General features: G+C 68.7%; 16 protein-coding genes. 7 read left to right on the plus strand and 9 right to left on the minus strand.

The genetic code is table 11. The features are described from left to right. Positions 1 to 14: 14 nt before the first annotated feature. Positions 15 to 902: a LysR substrate-binding domain-containing protein gene (locus CBM2588_RS19230; protein WP_115682013.1), complete on the minus strand. Its 888-nt coding sequence runs from the start codon at positions 900 to 902 to the stop codon at positions 15 to 17. A 154-nt stretch (positions 903 to 1,056) separates the two neighbouring features. Here CBM2588_RS19230 and CBM2588_RS19235 point away from each other — a divergent pair, with 154 nt between their 5' ends. Together CBM2588_RS19235 and CBM2588_RS19240 are read left to right on the plus strand one after the other, a co-directional pair. Then, on the plus strand, positions 1,057 to 1,455 hold the full coding sequence (locus CBM2588_RS19235; protein WP_115682014.1) for a RidA family protein: 399 nt from the start codon (positions 1,057 to 1,059) through the stop codon (positions 1,453 to 1,455). Continuing rightward, a complete protein-coding gene (locus CBM2588_RS19240) occupies positions 1,452 to 2,666 on the plus strand; it encodes an oxidoreductase (RefSeq protein WP_231942207.1) in 1,215 nt (404 codons plus the stop codon). The genes CBM2588_RS19235 and CBM2588_RS19240 overlap by 4 nt, the downstream gene beginning before the upstream one ends. Here the strand turns inward: CBM2588_RS19240 and CBM2588_RS19245 are convergent. Then, complete coding sequence (locus tag CBM2588_RS19245) at positions 2,596 to 3,594, minus strand: AraC family transcriptional regulator (RefSeq protein WP_115682015.1); 999 nt, start codon at positions 3,592 to 3,594, stop codon at positions 2,596 to 2,598. The two genes, CBM2588_RS19240 and CBM2588_RS19245, sit on opposite strands and share 71 nt — an antisense overlap. Positions 3,595 to 3,797: 203 nt before the next feature. Between CBM2588_RS19245 and CBM2588_RS19250 the strand changes: the two genes are divergently transcribed. The 3 genes from CBM2588_RS19250 to CBM2588_RS19260 are packed head-to-tail and all read left to right on the plus strand — an operon-like array spanning position 3,798 to position 7,315. Continuing rightward, on the plus strand, positions 3,798 to 4,778 hold the full coding sequence (locus CBM2588_RS19250) for a quinone oxidoreductase family protein (protein ID WP_115682016.1): 981 nt from the start codon (positions 3,798 to 3,800) through the stop codon (positions 4,776 to 4,778). Positions 4,779 to 4,804: 26 nt separating this feature from the next. Continuing rightward, positions 4,805 to 5,653 (plus strand): TauD/TfdA dioxygenase family protein, encoded by an 849-nt coding sequence (locus CBM2588_RS19255; protein ID WP_115682017.1) that lies wholly within the window; start codon positions 4,805 to 4,807, stop codon positions 5,651 to 5,653. 15 nt (positions 5,654 to 5,668) lie between these two features. Continuing rightward, a complete protein-coding gene (locus CBM2588_RS19260) occupies positions 5,669 to 7,315 on the plus strand; it encodes a fatty acid--CoA ligase (RefSeq protein ID WP_115682018.1) in 1,647 nt (548 codons plus the stop codon). A 67-nt stretch (positions 7,316 to 7,382) separates the two neighbouring features. Here CBM2588_RS19260 and CBM2588_RS19265 read toward each other — a convergent pair whose 3' ends face one another. The 3 genes from CBM2588_RS19265 to CBM2588_RS19275 are packed head-to-tail and all read right to left on the minus strand — an operon-like array spanning position 7,383 to position 9,675. Then, positions 7,383 to 8,357, minus strand: a complete 975-nt coding sequence (locus CBM2588_RS19265; protein ID WP_115682019.1) for a Bug family tripartite tricarboxylate transporter substrate binding protein — start codon at positions 8,355 to 8,357, stop codon at positions 7,383 to 7,385. Positions 8,358 to 8,367: 10 nt separating this feature from the next. Further along, positions 8,368 to 8,559 carry a DUF1289 domain-containing protein gene (locus tag CBM2588_RS19270; RefSeq protein WP_115682020.1) on the minus strand — a complete coding sequence of 64 codons (192 nt, stop codon included), beginning with the start codon at positions 8,557 to 8,559 and terminating at the stop codon, positions 8,368 to 8,370. A 57-nt stretch (positions 8,560 to 8,616) separates the two neighbouring features. Further along, entirely contained in the window at positions 8,617 to 9,675 is a 1,059-nt protein-coding gene (locus tag CBM2588_RS19275; protein WP_092315018.1) for a 3-keto-5-aminohexanoate cleavage protein, read from the minus strand. A 117-nt stretch (positions 9,676 to 9,792) separates the two neighbouring features. On the opposite strand from CBM2588_RS19275, the gene CBM2588_RS19280 reads away from it, so the two are divergent. Next, entirely contained in the window at positions 9,793 to 10,797 is a 1,005-nt protein-coding gene (locus CBM2588_RS19280) for an AraC family transcriptional regulator (protein WP_115682021.1), read from the plus strand. Positions 10,798 to 10,862: 65 nt separating this feature from the next. Here CBM2588_RS19280 and CBM2588_RS19285 read toward each other — a convergent pair whose 3' ends face one another. From CBM2588_RS19285 to argG, 4 genes are all read right to left on the minus strand, one after another. Further along, positions 10,863 to 12,026 (minus strand): porin, encoded by a 1,164-nt coding sequence (locus CBM2588_RS19285; protein ID WP_115682022.1) that lies wholly within the window; start codon positions 12,024 to 12,026, stop codon positions 10,863 to 10,865. Positions 12,027 to 12,094: 68 nt separating this feature from the next. Continuing rightward, a complete protein-coding gene (locus CBM2588_RS19290; protein ID WP_115682023.1) occupies positions 12,095 to 12,688 on the minus strand; it encodes an RBBP9/YdeN family alpha/beta hydrolase in 594 nt (197 codons plus the stop codon). Between the two features lie 17 nt (positions 12,689 to 12,705). Next, a complete protein-coding gene (locus CBM2588_RS19295) occupies positions 12,706 to 14,058 on the minus strand; it encodes an MFS transporter (protein ID WP_115682024.1) in 1,353 nt (450 codons plus the stop codon). Between the two features lie 232 nt (positions 14,059 to 14,290). After that, on the minus strand, positions 14,291 to 15,616 hold the full coding sequence (gene argG / locus CBM2588_RS19300; RefSeq protein ID WP_012357049.1) for an argininosuccinate synthase: 1,326 nt from the start codon (positions 15,614 to 15,616) through the stop codon (positions 14,291 to 14,293). Positions 15,617 to 15,939: 323 nt separating this feature from the next. On the opposite strand from argG, the gene CBM2588_RS19305 reads away from it, so the two are divergent. Then, the gene (locus tag CBM2588_RS19305) at positions 15,940 to 17,103 is read left to right on the plus strand and encodes a CaiB/BaiF CoA transferase family protein (RefSeq protein ID WP_115682025.1); all 1,164 of its coding nucleotides are present in this window, start codon (positions 15,940 to 15,942) and stop codon (positions 17,101 to 17,103) included. The last annotated feature ends 15 nt before the right edge of the window (positions 17,104 to 17,118 follow it).

Here is a 17,118-nt window from a genome sequence, read left to right on the forward strand (position 1 = left end):
GGTCTGTGCCAAGGCTAGCGCGCAAACACCCCCATCACCCAATCCCGCAGCAACCGCGTAGCCGGACGCTGCGCCGCCCGCTCGCTGTAGACCAGGTCATAGCGAAAGCTCTCCAGCGACAGTTCAAAAGGCTGCACCAGCGCGCCGGACGCCAGTTCCTCGGCCACCAGCGTAAGGCTGAGCAGGCCCACGCCCTGTCCGGCGATGGTGGCCTGCACGGCGTGGATCTCGTCGGTAAAGCGCAGGCCGGCCTGCGAATCGGCCACGTCGACGCCGGCCTGCGCCAGCCACCGGTGCCATACCGGCGCGCGCGCGTCATCGCGCGCGGCGGCGCCCCATTCGAAGTGGATCAGCGTGGCGTGCTCCAGGTCATGCATGGATGCCAGTTTCAGGGCGGGGCTGCAAACCGGCGCAAAGCGGTCGCGGAACAGCGGCTCGACCACCAGGCCCGGATAGCTGCCGCTGCCGTAGCGGATCGCCGCGTCCGCATCGTGGTCCAGGTCGACGATCTGGTCCGAGGCATCGAGGCGCAGCGTCCAGTCCGGATGCGCTGTGCGGAACTGGCCGGCAAGCGGTGCCAGCCGCCTGGCCATGAACGCCACTGTCGACGTCAGCGTCGCCACGTGCGGGCGGCCGCTGCGCTGCACCGCCTGCACGGCGCGCTCCATGCCATCGAGGCCGTCCCGCACCGCGGGGAACAGCTGGTGCCCGGCCGCCGTCAGCCGCACCTTGCGGGTCTGGCGCTCGAACAGACGCACGCCCAGGCTCTCTTCCAGCGCGCGCATCTGGTGGCTGATGGCCGTCGGCGTGACGTGCAGTTCGTCGGCGGCGTGCTTGAAGCTGGCGCGGCGGGCGGCGGCTTCGAAGGCGCGCAGGGCGCCGAGCGGAGGCAGTTTGCGCAAGGGTTCTCCATGGATGAATCCATCTCATGCATCGACTGAAAAGCGACCATTTGTCGCGGTCGATGCCGGCTCCGATACTTGGCATGCCGGCTGACCCGAAAGACGATCAGCCGAAAACAAGGTGAATTTTACTAAATCACTACCGGAGTCCGCGATGCACCTGCAACAAGTCCACACCCAACCCGATCCCTATGCCCCCTACCTGCTGTCGCAAGCCATCCGGGCTGGCAACCTGCTGTTCGTATCCGGCCAGGCCGGGGTTGGCGACGACGGCGCCATCGTCGGCCGCTGCGACTTCGACGCGCAGGCCGAGCAGGCGTTCAGCAACCTCAGGCGTGCCCTGCAGGCGGGCGGCTCGGGGCTGGACCGCGTAGCCAAGGTCACGATCTTCCTGACGTCGATGGAATACTTCCCGAAGATCGTCGCGCTGCGGCGCAAGTGGTTTTCCGCGCCCTATCCGGCCGATACCATCGTCGAGGTCTCGGCCCTGTATTCGCCGGACGCGATGATCGAGATCGAAGCCATCGCGCTGACGGCGGAGGGCGCGCAATGACCACGCCCGCCGCGTCTTCGCTGTTCGATACGCCGGCGCTGAACGGCGTGCCGCTGCGCAACCGCCTGGTGGTGGCGCCGATGACGCGCATCAGCGCAACCGATGGCGGCGTCCCCACCGGGGCCATGTGCCGCTACTACGAGGGCTTTGCCCGCGGCGGCTTTGGCCTGATCGTCAGCGAGGGCATCTATACCGACCGCGCCTATGCGCAGGGCTATGCCGGCCAGCCGGGGCTGACCGACGCGCAGCAGGCGCAGGGCTGGCGCGGGATCGTGGCCGCGGTCCACCAGGCCGGCGGGCGCATGGTCGCGCAACTGATGCATGCGGGGGCGCTGTCGCAGGCCAACCGCTTCCGCGACGATACGGTGGGGCCCTCGGCCGTGCAGCCCAGGGGCCGGCAGCTGACAGCGTATGGCGGCACGGGCGCCTTCCGCGTGCCGCGCGCGATGGACGAGTCAGAGATCCTGCAGGCCATCGACGGCTTTGCGCAAGCGGCGCGGCGCGCGCGCGAGGCCGGCTTCGACGGCGTGGAGATCCACGGCGCCAACGGCTACCTGCTCGACCAGTTCCTCAACGGCCATACCAACCAGCGCCAGGATGCCTGGGGCGGCGGCATCGCGCAGCGCATGCGCCTGCTGCTGGAAACGATCCGCGCGGTGCGCGCGGCGGTGGGGAGCGATGTCGTCGTCGGCGTGCGCATCTCGCAGGCCAAGGTCAATGACTTCACCTACCAGTGGCCCGAAAGCACAGAGGGTGCGGCCGCGGTGTTTGCCGGCATTGCGGCCAGCGGCGTCGACTACCTTCATGTGACCGAGCATGAAGCCTGGCAGCCTGCCTTCGCTGACGGCGACGCGTCGCTGGTGCAGCACGCCCGGCGCGCGGCGCCGGGCCTGGCCATCGTCGCCAACGGCGGCCTGGCGGATCCGGTGCGCGCGGCCGGCATGCTCGAACAAGGCGCGACGCTGGTCGCGCTCGGACGCGGGGCGCTGGCGAATCCGGACTGGCCGGCGCGGGTGCGTGCGGGAGAACCGGTGCGGCCGTTCGATGCCGCGGTACTGGCGCCGCTGGCCGGCATCAAGGACGCGGAACTGGCGCTGCGCGAAGCACCGGCAGCGTTGGCGGGGCTGACGCCTGACCGCCCTACCGCCCCGCGTGGTCCCGGCGCCAGTTGGCCGGCGCGGTGCCGAACTGCGCCGAGAACCAGCGCGTGAAGGCACTGGCCGAGCCATAGCCGAGCAGCTGCGACACGCGCAGCAGTGAGTAGCGCGGATTCTCGACATAGCGTCGCGCCAGCTCGCGCCGCACGTCGTTGAGGATGCCCGTGAAGGTCTCGCCCGCGTCGTCGAGCTGGCGCTGCATGGTGCGCAGGCTCAGGCCCAGGCCCTCGGCCACGGCATCGCAGGTGGCGCGGCCCATCGGCAGCATCAGGTAGATGGCGGCGCGCACTTCGTGGCCGATGGATTGGGGGTTGGCGCGCGGCAGGGTATCGATGAACTGCTGCGCATAACGCGCCATGACGGGATCCGCGCCCGGGTTGGGCGCGTCGAGGTCGGCGGCGCGGCAGACGATGCCATTGCAGTCCGCATTGAACTCCAGCGGGCAGCCGAACAGCCGGCGATGGACGCGCAGGTCGGCCGGCGCCGCATGCGTGAAGCTCACCCCGATCGGCTGCCAGCGCGGCCCCAGCAGCAGCGCGCACATGCGGAACACGACACCGATGGCCAGCTCGGTGGCCTGCCGCGAGGGCGCATCGCTCAGCACCTCCTGGCGGATCAGCACCGCGCTGCCGGCATCTTCGAGCAGCAGCGCCACCGAATCATTGACCAGGTGGCGATAGCGGATGGTGGTGGCCAGCGCGGCGCGCAGCGTGGGCTGCTGGCTGATCAGCAGGCTCATCACGCCAAAATCCGACAGCTGGCGCGACTCCGCCATGCGCAGCCCGAACGTCTCGCAGTCCGAGGCGTGCGCGGCGGCTTCCAGCAGCGCCACGCAGGCGCGCAGCGGCACCCGCTGGTCGGGATCGCCCAGCCAGGCGCGGCGCAACCGCGCCTGGCGCAGCAGCGGCAGCGGGTCCAGGCCGAGGTCGCGCGATACCTCCAGGAAGTTGGTCAGTGCGGCGGCACGTATGAGCGTTTCCAAACCGGTCTTGCCTTGCGATGCGTTGGGATGTCCTGCGCCGTGGCGGGTAACCGACGGCCCGCCGCAGCAGGATCATAGGCCTCCTGGCATGAAATGCAAAGTCGTCGGTGGCCAATGCAAAGCCGGTCGGGGCCGCGCTCCCTACAGTAGCAGGCATGTGCAGCGCACTCTGCACCAACGCACATTCCAAGGAGAACAGAATCATGGCAAATGTCGTCCGCATGTATGAGACCGGCGGCCCCGAAGTCCTGCGCTACGAACCGATGGAAGTCGGCGAGCCCGGGCCGGGACAGGTCCGCATCCGCCACGTCGCGGTGGGCCTGAACTACGCCGACACCTATTTCCGCAACGGCACCTATTCCGTGCCGCTGCCCAGCGGCATGGGCGTGGAAGCCGCCGGCGTGGTGGTGTCCGTCGGCCCGGGCGTGACCAACGTGGCGCCGGGCGACCGCGTCACCTACACCGGCTTCGTCAACACGCTGGGCGCGTACAGCACCGAGCGCCTGGTACCCGCCGCGCCGCTGATCCGCCTGCCCGACAGCATCGCCTTCGAAACCGCGGCGGCGATGACCATGCGCGGGCTGACCTCGGCCTACCTGATGCGCCGCATCCATCCGTTCCAGGCGGGCGACACCATCCTGCTGCACGCGGCGGCGGGCGGGGTCGGGCTGATCGTGTCGCAGTGGGCCAAGCTGCTGGGCCTGACCGTGATCGGCACAGTGTCGACCGAGGCCAAGGCCGAGGTGGCGCGCGCGCACGGCTGCGACCACATCATCTACTACACCCGCGAGGACGTGGCCAAATGCGTGCGCGAGCTGACCGATGGCGTGGGCGTGGCGGTGGTGTTCGACAGCGTCGGCAAGACCACCTTCATGGGCTCGCTGGATTCGCTGCGCCGCCGCGGCACCATGGTGTGCGTGGGCACCGCCTCGGGCCCGGTGCCGCCGTTCGACCCGGCGCTGCTGGCGCGGAAGGGCTCGCTGTTCCTGACCCGCCCCGCGCTGGCCGACTACATCGCCGATCCGGCGGAAAAGCAGGCGCTGGCCGACGAAGTCTTCGGCCACGTCGCCGCGGGCCGCATCCATATCGGCATCAACCAGCGCTATGCGCTGGAAGACGCGGTGCAGGCGCACCAGGACCTGGAAGCGCGCCGCACCACCGGATCATCGATCTTCGTCATCTGAAACAACCAGGAAGGAGGAGACACCTCATGCATGCGGAACCACTAACCTGCACCATCGGCGCCGAGCTGACCGGCGTCAGCCTGGCCGATGCCTCGCGCGACGCCGGCCTGTTCGCCGAGATCAAGGCGCTGCTGCTGCAGTACAAGGTCCTGTTCCTGCGCGACCAGGACATCACCCGCGCCGAACACGTTGCCTTTGCCCGCCGCTTCGGCGAACTGGAAGACCACCCGGTGGTGGGCAGCGACCCGGAGCATCCGGGGCTGGTGCAGATCTACAAGTCGCCCGACAGCAAGGTCGAGCACTACGAGAATTCTTTCCATTGCGACGCCACCTGGCGCCAGGCGCCGCCGATGGGCTGCGTGCTGCGCTGCGTGGAAACCCCGGCGGTCGGCGGCGACACCATCTGGGTCAACATGGGCGAAGCCTACCGGCGCCTGCCGCAGGACATCAAGGCGCGCATCGAAGGGCTGCGCGCCAAGCACAGCATCGAACACACCTTCGGCGCCAACATGGCGCCGGAGAAGCGCGCGGCGCTGGCGGCGCAATTCCCGATGGTCGAGCACCCGGTGGTGCGCACCCATCCGGAAACGGGCGAGAAGATCCTGTTCGTCAACGCCTTCACCTCGCACTTCGCCAACTACCACCGCGGCGACGTGATCCGCTTCGGCAAGGACTTCATGCCCGGCGCGGGAGACCTGCTGCACTACCTGTGCGCGCAGGCCGAGATCCCGGAGTACCAGGTGCGCTGGCGCTGGAAGAAGCACAGCGTGGCGATCTGGGACAACCGCTGCACGCAGCACTACGCGGTGCAGGACTATGCGCCCACGGTACGCAAGATGGAGCGTGCCGGCATCATCGGCGACGTGCCGTTCTGACGGAGGAAGACACAAATGCAATCACACCTTGTGCCTGCGGCCCCGCAGGCCTATGCCTATCCCCTGCTGGTCCGCCAGCTGCTGCTCAATTCGCTGTCGCTGTACGGCGACCAGCAGATCACGTACCGCGGACAACTGCGCCACAGCTATCGCGAGTTCCGCCAGCGCGTTGGCCGGCTGGCTTCCGCGCTGGCTGCGCAGGGCGTGGCGCACGGCACCACCGTGGCGGTGATGGACTGGGACAGCCATCGCTACCTGGAGTGCTATTTCGGCGTGCCGATGATGGGCGCGACGCTGTTCACGGTCAACGTGCGGCTGTCGGCGCAGCAGATCCTGTACACGCTGAACGATTCCGGCGCCGAGGTGGTGCTGCTCCATCCGGACTTCCTGCCCGTGGTGGAAGAGATCCGCGACCAGCTGACCAGCGTGCGCGGTTTTGTCCTGCTGGCCGACGGCCAGCCGATGCCGCCGACCTCGCTGCCGCTGCGCGGCGAGTACGAGGCGCTGCTGCAAGCGGCCTCGCCCGACTTCGATTTCCCCGAGTTCGACGAGAACACCCGCGCCGCCACCTTCTACACCACCGGCACCACCGGCGACCCCAAGGGCGTGTGCTACAGCCATCGCGACATCGTGCTGCATGCGCTGGCCTCGGCCACCAGCCTGTGCGCGCCGCGCGAAGGGCAGCGCCTGCACCGGGAAGACGTCTACATGCCGATCACGCCGATGTTCCACGTGCTGGCCTGGGGCATCCCCTATGTCGCGGTCATGCTCGGGCTGCGCATCGTGCTGCCGGGACGCTACGCGCCGGATGTCTTGCTGCAGTTGCGCGAGACCGAGGGGGTCACGTTCTCGCACTGCGTGCCGACCTTGCTGCAGATGCTGCTGCAGGCGGCGCAGGCAAGCGGCCAGGACTTGTCGGGCTGGAAGCTCATCATCGGCGGCTCGGCGCTGCCGCCGGCGTTGTGCGAGGCCGCGCTCGAGCGCGGCATGGACGTGTTTGCCGGCTATGGCATGTCGGAGACCGGCCCCATCGTCGCGCTGGCGCAGTTGCCCCCGGGGCACGCCAATGCCGATCGCGAGACCGAGGTGCGCATGCGCTGCTCGACGGGCCGTCCGGTGGCGATGGTGGACTTCCGCCTGGTGGACGAGTCCATGCACGACGTGCCACGCGACGGCACGGCGCGCGGCGAGATCGTGCTGCGCGCGCCGTTCCTGACCCGCGCCTACCACGGCAAACCCGAGGCATCGGCCGAGCTGTGGGCCGGCGGCTACCTGCATACGCAGGACATCGCGGTGATGGGCGCCGACGGCTTCGTGCAGATCGTCGACCGGATCAAGGACGTGATCAAGACCGGCGGCGAGTGGGTCTCGTCGATCGAGGTCGAGGGCCTGGTCACCCAGGTGCCGGGCGTGCAGGAGTGCGCGGTCATCGGCGTGCCGGACGCCCGCTGGGGCGAGCGGCCGGTGGCATACGTGGTGCGCAAGCCTGGCGCCACCGTCACCGCGGAAGCGATTCGCGCGTCGCTGCTGGCGCGCGTCGAGGCCAACCGGCTCAGCAAGTATGCGGTGCCGGAACCTGAGCGCATCCTGTTTGTCGACGGGATCCCGAAGACCAGCGTCGGCAAGATCGACAAGAAGCGCTTGCGCGCCACCGGCGCCTGAACGGGCGGCAGGAAAGCGAAAGGGCAGCCTCTTCCGAGGCTGCCCTTTTGCATTGCCAGGCAGGGCTTTACTGCTGGATATTGAACGCCTTGACAATGCCGGCATTGCGCTCGAACTCCGTGCGCACGGATTCGCTCAGTTGCGGCAGGGGCTGCGCCGGCAGCGGCTCATAGCCGAGCGCCTCCATCCGGTCACGCACCTTGGCAGAAGCCGCAGCCTTGTAGGCCGCCGCGTGGATCTTCTCGGCCAGTTCGGGCGACAGCTTCGACGACGCAATCACGCCCACCCAGTTGCTGAACTCCATGTCGGGGTAACCCATTTCCGCGAACGTCGGCACCTGCGGCAGCAGCGCCGAGCGGCTCTTCGATGCCACGGCATAGACCTGCACCTTGCCGGCGCGGATCATCGGCAGCGAGGTCACCATGCCGTCGTACATCACCGCGATCTGGTTGCCCATCACCTGCGCCAGCGCCGGCGCCGAGCCGGCGAAGGGCACATGCTGCAGGTCCAGCCCGGCCTTCTGGTTCATGATCATGCCGGCGTAGTGCGAGGCGGTGCCGGCGCTGTACGAGGCAAAGCTGAGCTTGCCCGGATTGGCCCGGGCATAGCTGACCAGGCCCTTCAGGTCCTTGGCCGGCAGGCCAGGCGCGCCAATCATCACCATGCGCGAACGCGCCACGGCGGCGACGGGCCTGACGTCTTTCAGCGGGTCGAACGGCTGCTTGAGCACATGCGGGATCTCGGTCAACACATTGCTGGCGGTGACCATGATGGTCTGGCCATCAGCGGGCGCGGCCAGCATGTTGGTGATGGCAATGCCACCGCCGGCGCCAGGCTTGTTGTCGACCACCACGGGGTGGCCAAGGTCCGCGGACAGCTGGTCCGCCAGCAGCCGCGCTAGCACGTCCATGGTGCCGCCGGCCGGAGCCGGCACCAGCATGCGGACCGGCTTGCTGGTCCAGGCCATGGCAGAGGGCGCGGCCAGCGCGAGGGTGGCCGCCGCGGCGGCGATGCGCAGCAGGAAGGCGGGTCGGGTGGTCATGTTGTCTCCGTTATCTAGTATGGCTGCTGCTTGCGCGGCGTGCCGGCAGCGCGGCCAGCACTTGCGCGCGTTCGGCCTCGCTCATGCGCAGCCAGCGGCCGATTTCCAGCCGGGTCCGGCCGCAGCCCTGGCAATAGCGGTTGGCCAGGTCCATCCTGCAGATGTTGATGCAGGGATTGGCGAGGGCGTCGTGGTGATGCATCGGCGGCTCCGGGTGGCTGGCGCGGGCCGGCCGCGTGGCCGGCCCCGCCCACGGCCGTCAGGCGGCCGCGCGCAGCGGCAGGTTCTTCTGCCCCGACTTGCGGTTGGGGGCCATGCCGTTGGCCTGCAGCGTGGCCTCGGCGCTGTCGTACCAGGTGCCGATGCGGTAGATCTCGCGCGCTTCCTGGCCCGAGGCAATCTCGCGGCCCAGCTCGCGCGCCACGCGCACGCACTGCTCGATCTGCTGCACCGAGGTCATGCGCTTGCCGTGCTGGTCGATGATGGTGTCCTCGATGCCGCAGCGCGGATGCAGGCCCATCGCCATCGCCATCATGTTGAACGGCAGCACGTTCTTCAGCAGCGACTCGGCGGTCAGCGTGCAGCCGTCCGGGGCGCGGTGCACGAAGTTGAAGAAGTTGAACGGGTTGGGGCCGTCAAAGCCGCCGCCGATGCCGATCCAGGTCAGGTTCAGCGGACCGGTGTAGACGCCCGCGCGCACCAGCCGCTCGAGCGTTTCCAGCGCATGCATGCCGGTCAGCTGGAAATGCGGCTGGATGCCCGACGCCTGCAGCCGGCGCAGGTGCTCTTCCACCCAGCCCGGGCCGGCCGGCACCGTCATCTCGCGGTAGGCGGCCTGGTAGGCCGGGTGCTCCAGCGAAGTCCCCTTCAGGTACTCCGGATAGAGCAGCTCCATGATGTTCATCTGCGTGGTGTTGATGGCCACGGTGACCTGGTCGGGCTTGGGCTGCAGCTCCGCCAGCATGTGCCGGGTGTCGTCGGACAGCCACTTGGCCTCCTGGCCGTCATCCTCCGGCGCGAACGAGATCGAGCCGCCGACCTGGATGATCATGTCCGGCACCGCGGCGCGCACGCCGGCGATCAGCTCGTTGAACTTGGACAGGCGCTTGGAGCCCTTGCCGTCGAGTTCGCGCACATGCAGGTGCAGCACCGTGGCGCCGGCGTTGTAGCAATCGACCGCCTTCTGCACCTGTTCCTCCATGGTCACCGGGATGTCCTCGGGGAAGTCCTGCGGCATCCACTCGGGGCCATACGGGGCCACGGTGATCACCACCTTGTCCATGTTCTCGGGGTGCAGGGAATCGTCGAGGAATTGCATAGATCGCTCCGGTTGGTTGGTGACTGGAGTATCGGTCAACGGACCGCCGCGATTTGACGATCCGGGACAACCGATTTACATTTCGGGACACTCAGGGAAAGCCCGGAAGCCGCTGTCATGTCCTACTACCTGCGCAGTGCCAGCCTGACCAACTACGTCGAAGTCGCGCGTGCGCTGGGGCTGGACCCGTACCAGCAGCTCAGGGCCGCGAAGATCAACCGCTCGGTGCTGCTCGACCCCGACATCCGCATCCCGGCGACCTCGGTGGGTCGCTTGCTGGATGCGTCGGCGCGCGCCGCCGGGGCCGAGGATTTCGGCCTGCGCATGGCCGAGCTGCGCGAGTTCTCCAATCTCGGCCCGCTGGCTTTCGTGGTGCGCGAGGAACCGACGCTGCGCCGGGCGCTGGAGTCGATGGTCCGCTACATGGGGCTGCAGAATGAAGCGCTGGCGATGCGCGTCGAAGACAGCGACGACCTGGTGATGATCCGGCTGCAGGTCCTCAGCGAAGCGCCGGGCACGTTGCGGCAGGCGACCGACCTGGCGGTGGGCGTGATGTTCCGCATGCTGAAGCTGTTCCTGGGGCCATCCTGGCGGCCGCGCAGCATCTGCTTCACGCACCCGGCGCCGGCCAGCACGGCGACGTACACGCGCGTGTTCGGCATGGCCGGCTCGTTCAACCAGGATTTCGACGGCATCGTCTGCCAGGCGGCGGACCTGGAAGCGCCCTTGCCGTCGTACGACCCGGTGATGGCGCAGCAGGTGAAGCAATATCTCGGCACGCTGCTGGCGCAGTCGACCGCGGCCACCATGCCGGACATGGTGCGCAAGCTGGTGTACGCGCTGCTGCCGACCGGGCTGTGCTCGGTGGAACGCGTGGCCCAGCATCTCAGCGTCGACCGCCGCACCGTGCACCGGCGCCTGGAGCAGGCGCACACCAGCTACTCCGACATCCTCGCCGAAGCCCGCGCCGACCTGGTGATCCGTTACCTGGAGAACCGCGAGCGGCCGCTTTCAGAAGTAGCGGCGCTGCTCGGCTTTTCGTCGCTGAGCGCGTTCTCGCGCTGGTTCAGCGCACGCTTCGGGCGCAGCGTGTCGGCTTGGCGGGCGCAGTCCGGACAGTAAAAAAAGCCGCCTGCGCAACCACGCGCGGCGGCCATAACGAGCCCCGTCTGGCAGCAAGGCCCGGATCAGAACTTGTGCCGGATCCCCAGCGCCACGCCCACCATGCTGCGTTGCCCGTTGGCCGCGGCATAGCTGTTGCTCAGCGACAGGCTGTTGGCATAGACCGTGGCCAGCGATTCCAGCATCAGCCCGGCATTGCGCGCATAGGCGGTGGACACGTACACGTCGGTGCGTTTCGAGAATGCATAGTTGGCGATAAAGGCCAGCTGCCACGGATTGGCCACGTGCGTGTCGCCGAACAGGCTCCTGACGTTGTCGTAGTTGTATTCGAGCGTCAGCCCCACGGCCGGAGTGACCTGGTAGTTGGCACCGATCCAGTAAAAGTCGTCGCGCTGGATCACCACGTCGGCGGCGTTCTTGTTCTGGCCCCAGCGATAGCCGCCCATGATCTTGGCCGGGCCGAAGGTGTAGCTGGCGCCCACCACGGCCTTGCGCAGCGTGCCGCTGCTGGTGCCGATGGTTGGATTCCACTGGTCGTAGCCGACGGTGGCGCCGAAGGGTCCGGCGGCATACGCCAGCGAGGCGCCATAGGCGGTATCGCGGCGGAACTGCCCCGGCACTTCGCCGTTGCCCCCGATCGGCGTGGCGATGCCGACCGTCTGCGGCAGTGCCAGCCCGACGCCGAACGACCAGTGCGCGCGCGCCGTCAGCGGGCCGAACTGGCCGGTGTACTTGACGGTGTTGTCCTCGCGGAAGTTGGGGCCCGCCTGCAGCACCACCGGTTCGTATTGCGTGGCGTAGGCCGTGGGCGAGAAATTCGCCAGGGCTTCGAAGATCGAGGTGTACTGGCGGCCCAGGCTGAGCTGGCCCATGTTGGCGTGGCGCACGGCGACAAAGGCCTGGCGACCGAACAGGCGCCCGGCTTGCTGCAACGCGCCGTTGTCCACGCCGAAGCCGCTTTCCAGCACAAACGATGCCTGCCATCCGGAACCCAGGTCCTCCATGCCGCGCAGGCCCCAGCGCGAGCCGGACAGGCCGCCCGAGTCCATGCGGAACACCTTGTCGCCCGGCCCGCGGTTGAAGCCATTCGCGGCGACCGGTACGGCGCCGACGCGGTTCACATATTCGACGTTGATGTCGGCCACGCCATACAGCGTGACCGACGATTGCGCGACGGCCGCCAGCGGGCACCCCAGTATCAGGGCCATGACGGTGTTTCTGGTTTTCATCTCTCTCCTCCTTGTTGGCCCGGCCTTGGTGGCCGGATGTTCTTGTCGTGACGCGCGCTGCGGCGCGCTCAGGCCTGCTGCACGACCAGCGCGTCCAGTTCCGCCAGCAGGGCATGGGCGCGCGGCCAGGGACCGTAGCCGGCGGCCGGGTTGAGGTGGCCGACGTTGCCCAGGTCCACCAGCCCACTGCCCCACGCGGCGGCCATTTCAGTGACGCGCGCATGGCTCGCCAGCGGATCGTTGCGGCTGGCCGCCACCAGGCTGGGAAACGGCAACGGCGCCAGCGGCGTCGGCAGCCAGCCGGCTTGCGCCAGCGCTTGCTGCGCCGGATAGCCCGGCGGCAGCGGCTGCGTGAAGTCCGGCGGCGTCACCAGCAGCGCGCCACGTATTGGGCGGCGGTGCAACGCCGCCCAATGCACGGTGATCATCACGCCGGCGCTGTGCGCGACCAGCACCACCGGCCCGTCGATGTCCGCCAGAGCGGCATCGAGCGCGGCGACACGGGCGGTGCGGCTGAGCTTGTCGTGCTCCAGCGGCGGCACGCAGCGGGCATCATGCCCTTGTGCCTGAAGCTCGGCCTGGAGCAGGGTCTGCCAGTGCTCGGCGACGTGGTCGCGCAAGCCCGGCACCATCAGGATGGTGGGCGAAGGGGTAGCAGTCATGGTGGGATCAGAAAAAGTCAGACAGGAACGGCGTGGGGCACGGGTTGGCCATCCAGGCGCCGCAGGTCCGCGGCATAGTGACGGCGGCCGATGCAGAACAGCAGCGTGGCGGCGGCGCCGGCCAGCGGCATCCATTGCAGCGCGCCGCTCAGGCCGATGCGGTCGGCCAGCACGCCGGTCAGGAACGGGCCTGGCGCCAGGCCTAGCAGGTTGTTGATAAGCGTCAGCGTCGCAAACGCGGTGGCGTGGATGGCAGGCCGCGTCAGGTTGGCCACCATCGCGCTGGCCGGGCCGGCGCAGCCGCCCACCACCAGCATGCCCGCGCCGATCAGCACCAGCTGGGCCGTGCCGGCGGGCAGCCGGAACGCCGTCATCAGCAATACGCAGCAGACCAGGCTGTAGGCGATGGCCATGTGCCATTTGCGCCCGGGCGCGCGCCGCGCCACGCGGTCGGTCAGCGCGCCGCAGGCCACCATGCCGGCGCCCGCTACCAGCACCAGCAACGCCGCCGCCACACCAGCCCGCCCGGTTGCCATGCCGTACTCACGCGCCAGGAAGCTCGGCAGCCACGCCAGCAGCGCGGCCATCACCAGCAGTTGCAAGGCGCTGCCGGCACAGGCGCACAGCATCGAGGGCAGCGTCAGCAGTTCGCGCACGATCCGGCGCGGCGCCAGCTGGCACGCCGTGGCCGCGTCGCGGTTGCCGTCCTCAGTGGCGCCAATACGCTGCTGCAGCCGGCGCAGCCGCTGCTCGCTGATCGTCAGCGCATAGCAGGCCACCATCGCCAGCCCGAACGCGGCCATCCCGGCAAAGGCCATGCGCCAGCCGAAATGTGCGGACAGGATGCCGCCCAGTCCCATGCCCAGCACCGAGCCGAACGCGCCGCCGGCGATGAACGCAGCGCTGAGGCTGGCGCGCAGGTGGCGCGGGAACACCGACACCACCACCGCGATGCCGACGCTGCCGTAGGCGGCCTCGCCGATGCCGACGCACAGCCGCGCCAGGAACATCTGCCCAAAGCTGCCCGCCAGCGCGCAGCCCAGCGTGGCCAGGCTCCACAGCGCCGCCATCAGGATCAGGCTGCGCACGCGGCCCCAGCGGTCGGCCAGCAGCGACAGCGGAAGCGCCAGCACGCCCACCATCAGCGCCACCACCCCGCCGAGCGCGCCCAGTTCCGTATCCCCCAGCTGCCATTCGGCCTTCAACAGCGGAAACACGGCATTGAGCACCTGGCGCGACATGTAGTCCGACAGCAGCAGCGCAAAGGTCAGCGCAAACACCAGCCACGCATAGCGCGGTCCGGCAGCCGCGGGCGCGGCCGGCGTGGGCGCGGCGGATGCGGCGGCAAGGGCAAGGCGGGATCTGGGCATGGGCGTCTCCGGAAGCCGGCCGGCGGTCTTGGCGCCGCCGTGTGTTCAGTACCCGCGCGGAGTGGCGGGTGAGCGCAGCCAGTATCTGGCGATCGGGACTACGCGGTTTGATATTCCGGGACGTTCGCTTGACATTACGTGACAGGTGGGGAAAACGCCGAGACAAAAAAAACCGGCACCCTCAGGTGCCGGTTTCTGGCGGCCCCCGCCGTCAGGCGGGGAAGCGCGAAGCTCAGTCTTCCAGCTTCGGCAGCGAAGCGCTGACCTGCGTCGACAGCAGGCCGGTCTTGGCATACGTCTGCAGCTTCTCGCGGGTATCGACGATGTCCAGCGTGCGCATGGTCAGCTGGCCGATGCGGTCCAGCGGCGTGAACATCGACTCGCCCTTTTCCATGGTCAGCCGTTCCGGCTTGTAGGTCAGGTTGGGCGAGGTGGTGTTCAGGATCGAGTAGTCGTTGCCGCGGCGCAGTTCGATGGTGACCTCGCCGGTGATGGCGCCGGCCACCCAGCGCTGGGCGGTTTCGCGCAGCATGATGGCCTGCGGGTCGAACCAGCGGCCCTGGTACAGCAGGCGGCCCAGGCGGCGGCCGTTGTCGCGGTACTGCTCGATGGTGTCTTCGTTGTGGATGCCGGTGATCAGGCGCTCGTAGGCGATGAACAGCAGCGCCAGGCCCGGGGCTTCGTAGATGCCGCGGCTCTTGGCCTCGATGATGCGGTTCTCGATCTGGTCGCTCATGCCCAGGCCATGGCGGCCGCCGATGCGGTTGGCTTCCATGAACAGGTCGACGGCATTGGCGAAGGTCTGGCCGTTCAGCGCGACCGGCTGGCCTTCCTCGAAGCGCACCGTGACTTCCTCGCGCTTGACTTCGACGTCATCGCGCCAGAACTGCACGCCCATGATCGGCTGGACGATGCGGATGCCCGAATCCAGGTGCTCCAGGTCCTTGGCCTCGTGGGTGGCGCCCAGCATGTTGGAGTCGGTCGAGTACGCCTTTTCGGCCGACATCTTGTAGTCGAAACCGTTCTGGCGCATGAACTCGGACATCTCGGCGCGGCCGCCCAGTTCGTCGATGAACTGCTGGTCCAGCCACGGCTTGTAGATCTGCAGGCCGGGGTTGGTCAGCAGGCCGTAGCGGTAGAAGCGCTCGATGTCGTTGCCCTTGAAGGTGCTGCCGTCGCCCCAGATGTTGACGCCGTCTTCCTTCATCGCGGCGACCAGCATGGTGCCGGTGACGGCGCGGCCGATCGGGGTGGTGTTGAAGTAGGTGATGCCGGCGGTGGAGATATGGAAGGCACCGCACTGCAGCGCCGCGATGCCCTCGGCCACCAGCTGCGCGCGGCAGTCGACCAGGCGCGCTTCCTCGGCGCCGTAGGCCTTGGCGCGGCGCGGGATGTCGTCGTAGTCGGGCTCGTCCGGCTGGCCCAGGTTGGCGGTGTAGGCGTAGGGGACGGCGCCCTTCTGGCGCATCCAGAGGAGTGCCGCGCTGGTGTCAAGGCCGCCGGAGAAGGCGATACCGACGCGCTGGCCGGTAGGAATGTGCTGCAGGATGGTAGTCATCGCCAGAAAATCAATGTGAATTTGTCGGCTCTTGGGCGGGCTTCCACGGCGTCGACCGCAAGCGGCCGGAGGCGGCGGGAAGCACGGCGACGCGGCCGGCCGAGTCACGTGCCGAGTCAGTGCCAAACGCGAATTGTGACACGGCAGCGCCCACGCGCCAAACGCGGGGGCCGGCGGGGGCGCCGGCGCCACCCCGGCCGCGCCGGACGCGACCCGGCCATACCGTTCAAATCCGACGAACGCGCCTTTCAAAACTCTCGACTGGTTCGGCCCGATACCCCTCCCTATACTGCGCCGCACTGTTGTCGGAAAGCGGAGTCGTCATGCTGCATCGCGCCCTGGAAGGTGTCCGGGTCCTGGATTTGTCGCGCATCCTGGCCGGTCCCTGGTGTACCCAGAACCTGGCCGACCTGGGCGCCGAGGTGACCAAGGTCGAACACCCCGAACGCGGCGACGATACCCGCGGCTGGGGCCCGCCCTACCTCGACGCACCGGCCGGCACCGAAGGCGACCCGCGCCTGTCCGGCTACTTCATCTGCTGCAACCGCGGCAAGCGTTCGCTCGCGATCGACTATGGCACGCCCGAAGGCGCGGCGCAGGTGCGCGAACTGGCGCGCACGGCCGACGTGCTGGTCGAGAACTACAAGGTCGGCACGCTGCGCCGCTACGGGCTGGACTACGACACGCTCAAGGCCATCAACCCGCGCCTGGTCTACCTGTCGATCACCGGCTTCGGCCAGAGCGGGCCGATGGCGGACAAGCCTGGCTACGACTACGTGTTCCAGGGCATGGGCGGGCTCATGAGCTACACCGGCCAGCCCGACGGCACGCCCGGCGCCGGCCCGCTGCGCACCGGCGTCGCGGTGGTCGACCTGAGCACCGGCATGTATGCCACCTCCGCGGTACTGGCCGCGCTGTACCAGCGCCAGGCGACCGGCGTGGGCGCGCACCTGGACATCGCGCTGCTCGACGTGGCGGTGGCGATGAATGCCAACCAGGCCGCCAACTACCTGGTGTCGGGCCAGAACCCGCAGCGCAGCGGCAACGCCCATCCCAACTGCGCGCCGTATGAAGTGTTCCGCTGCGCCGACGGCCACCTGATCCTGGCGATCGGCAATGACAGCCAGTTCGCGCGTTTCTGCGCCGTGGCCGGCATGCCGGATCTAGCGCAGGACCCGCGCTACGCCACCAATTCCGCGCGCATCGAACACCTGGACGCCTTGCGCGCGCGGCTGACCGAACTCTTTCCCACCCGCACCCGTGCCGCCTGGACCGAGGCCTTCGACGCCGCCGGCGTGCCCTGGGGCCCGATCCACACCATGGACGAAGTCTTCGCCCATCCGCAGGTCAGGCACCGCAAGCTGATGCAGGTGGCCGAGCACCCCGTGATGGGGCGCGTGCCGATGGTGCGCAACCCGATGCTGGCCGGGCACGAGGCCCCGCCGGCACCGCCCCCGCTGCTGGGCGAACACAGCCCTCAGCGCTGACCGTTCTGCCACGAC

Source organism: Cupriavidus taiwanensis (assembly GCF_900250075.1).
GTDB lineage: Bacteria > Pseudomonadota > Gammaproteobacteria > Burkholderiales > Burkholderiaceae > Cupriavidus > Cupriavidus taiwanensis_C.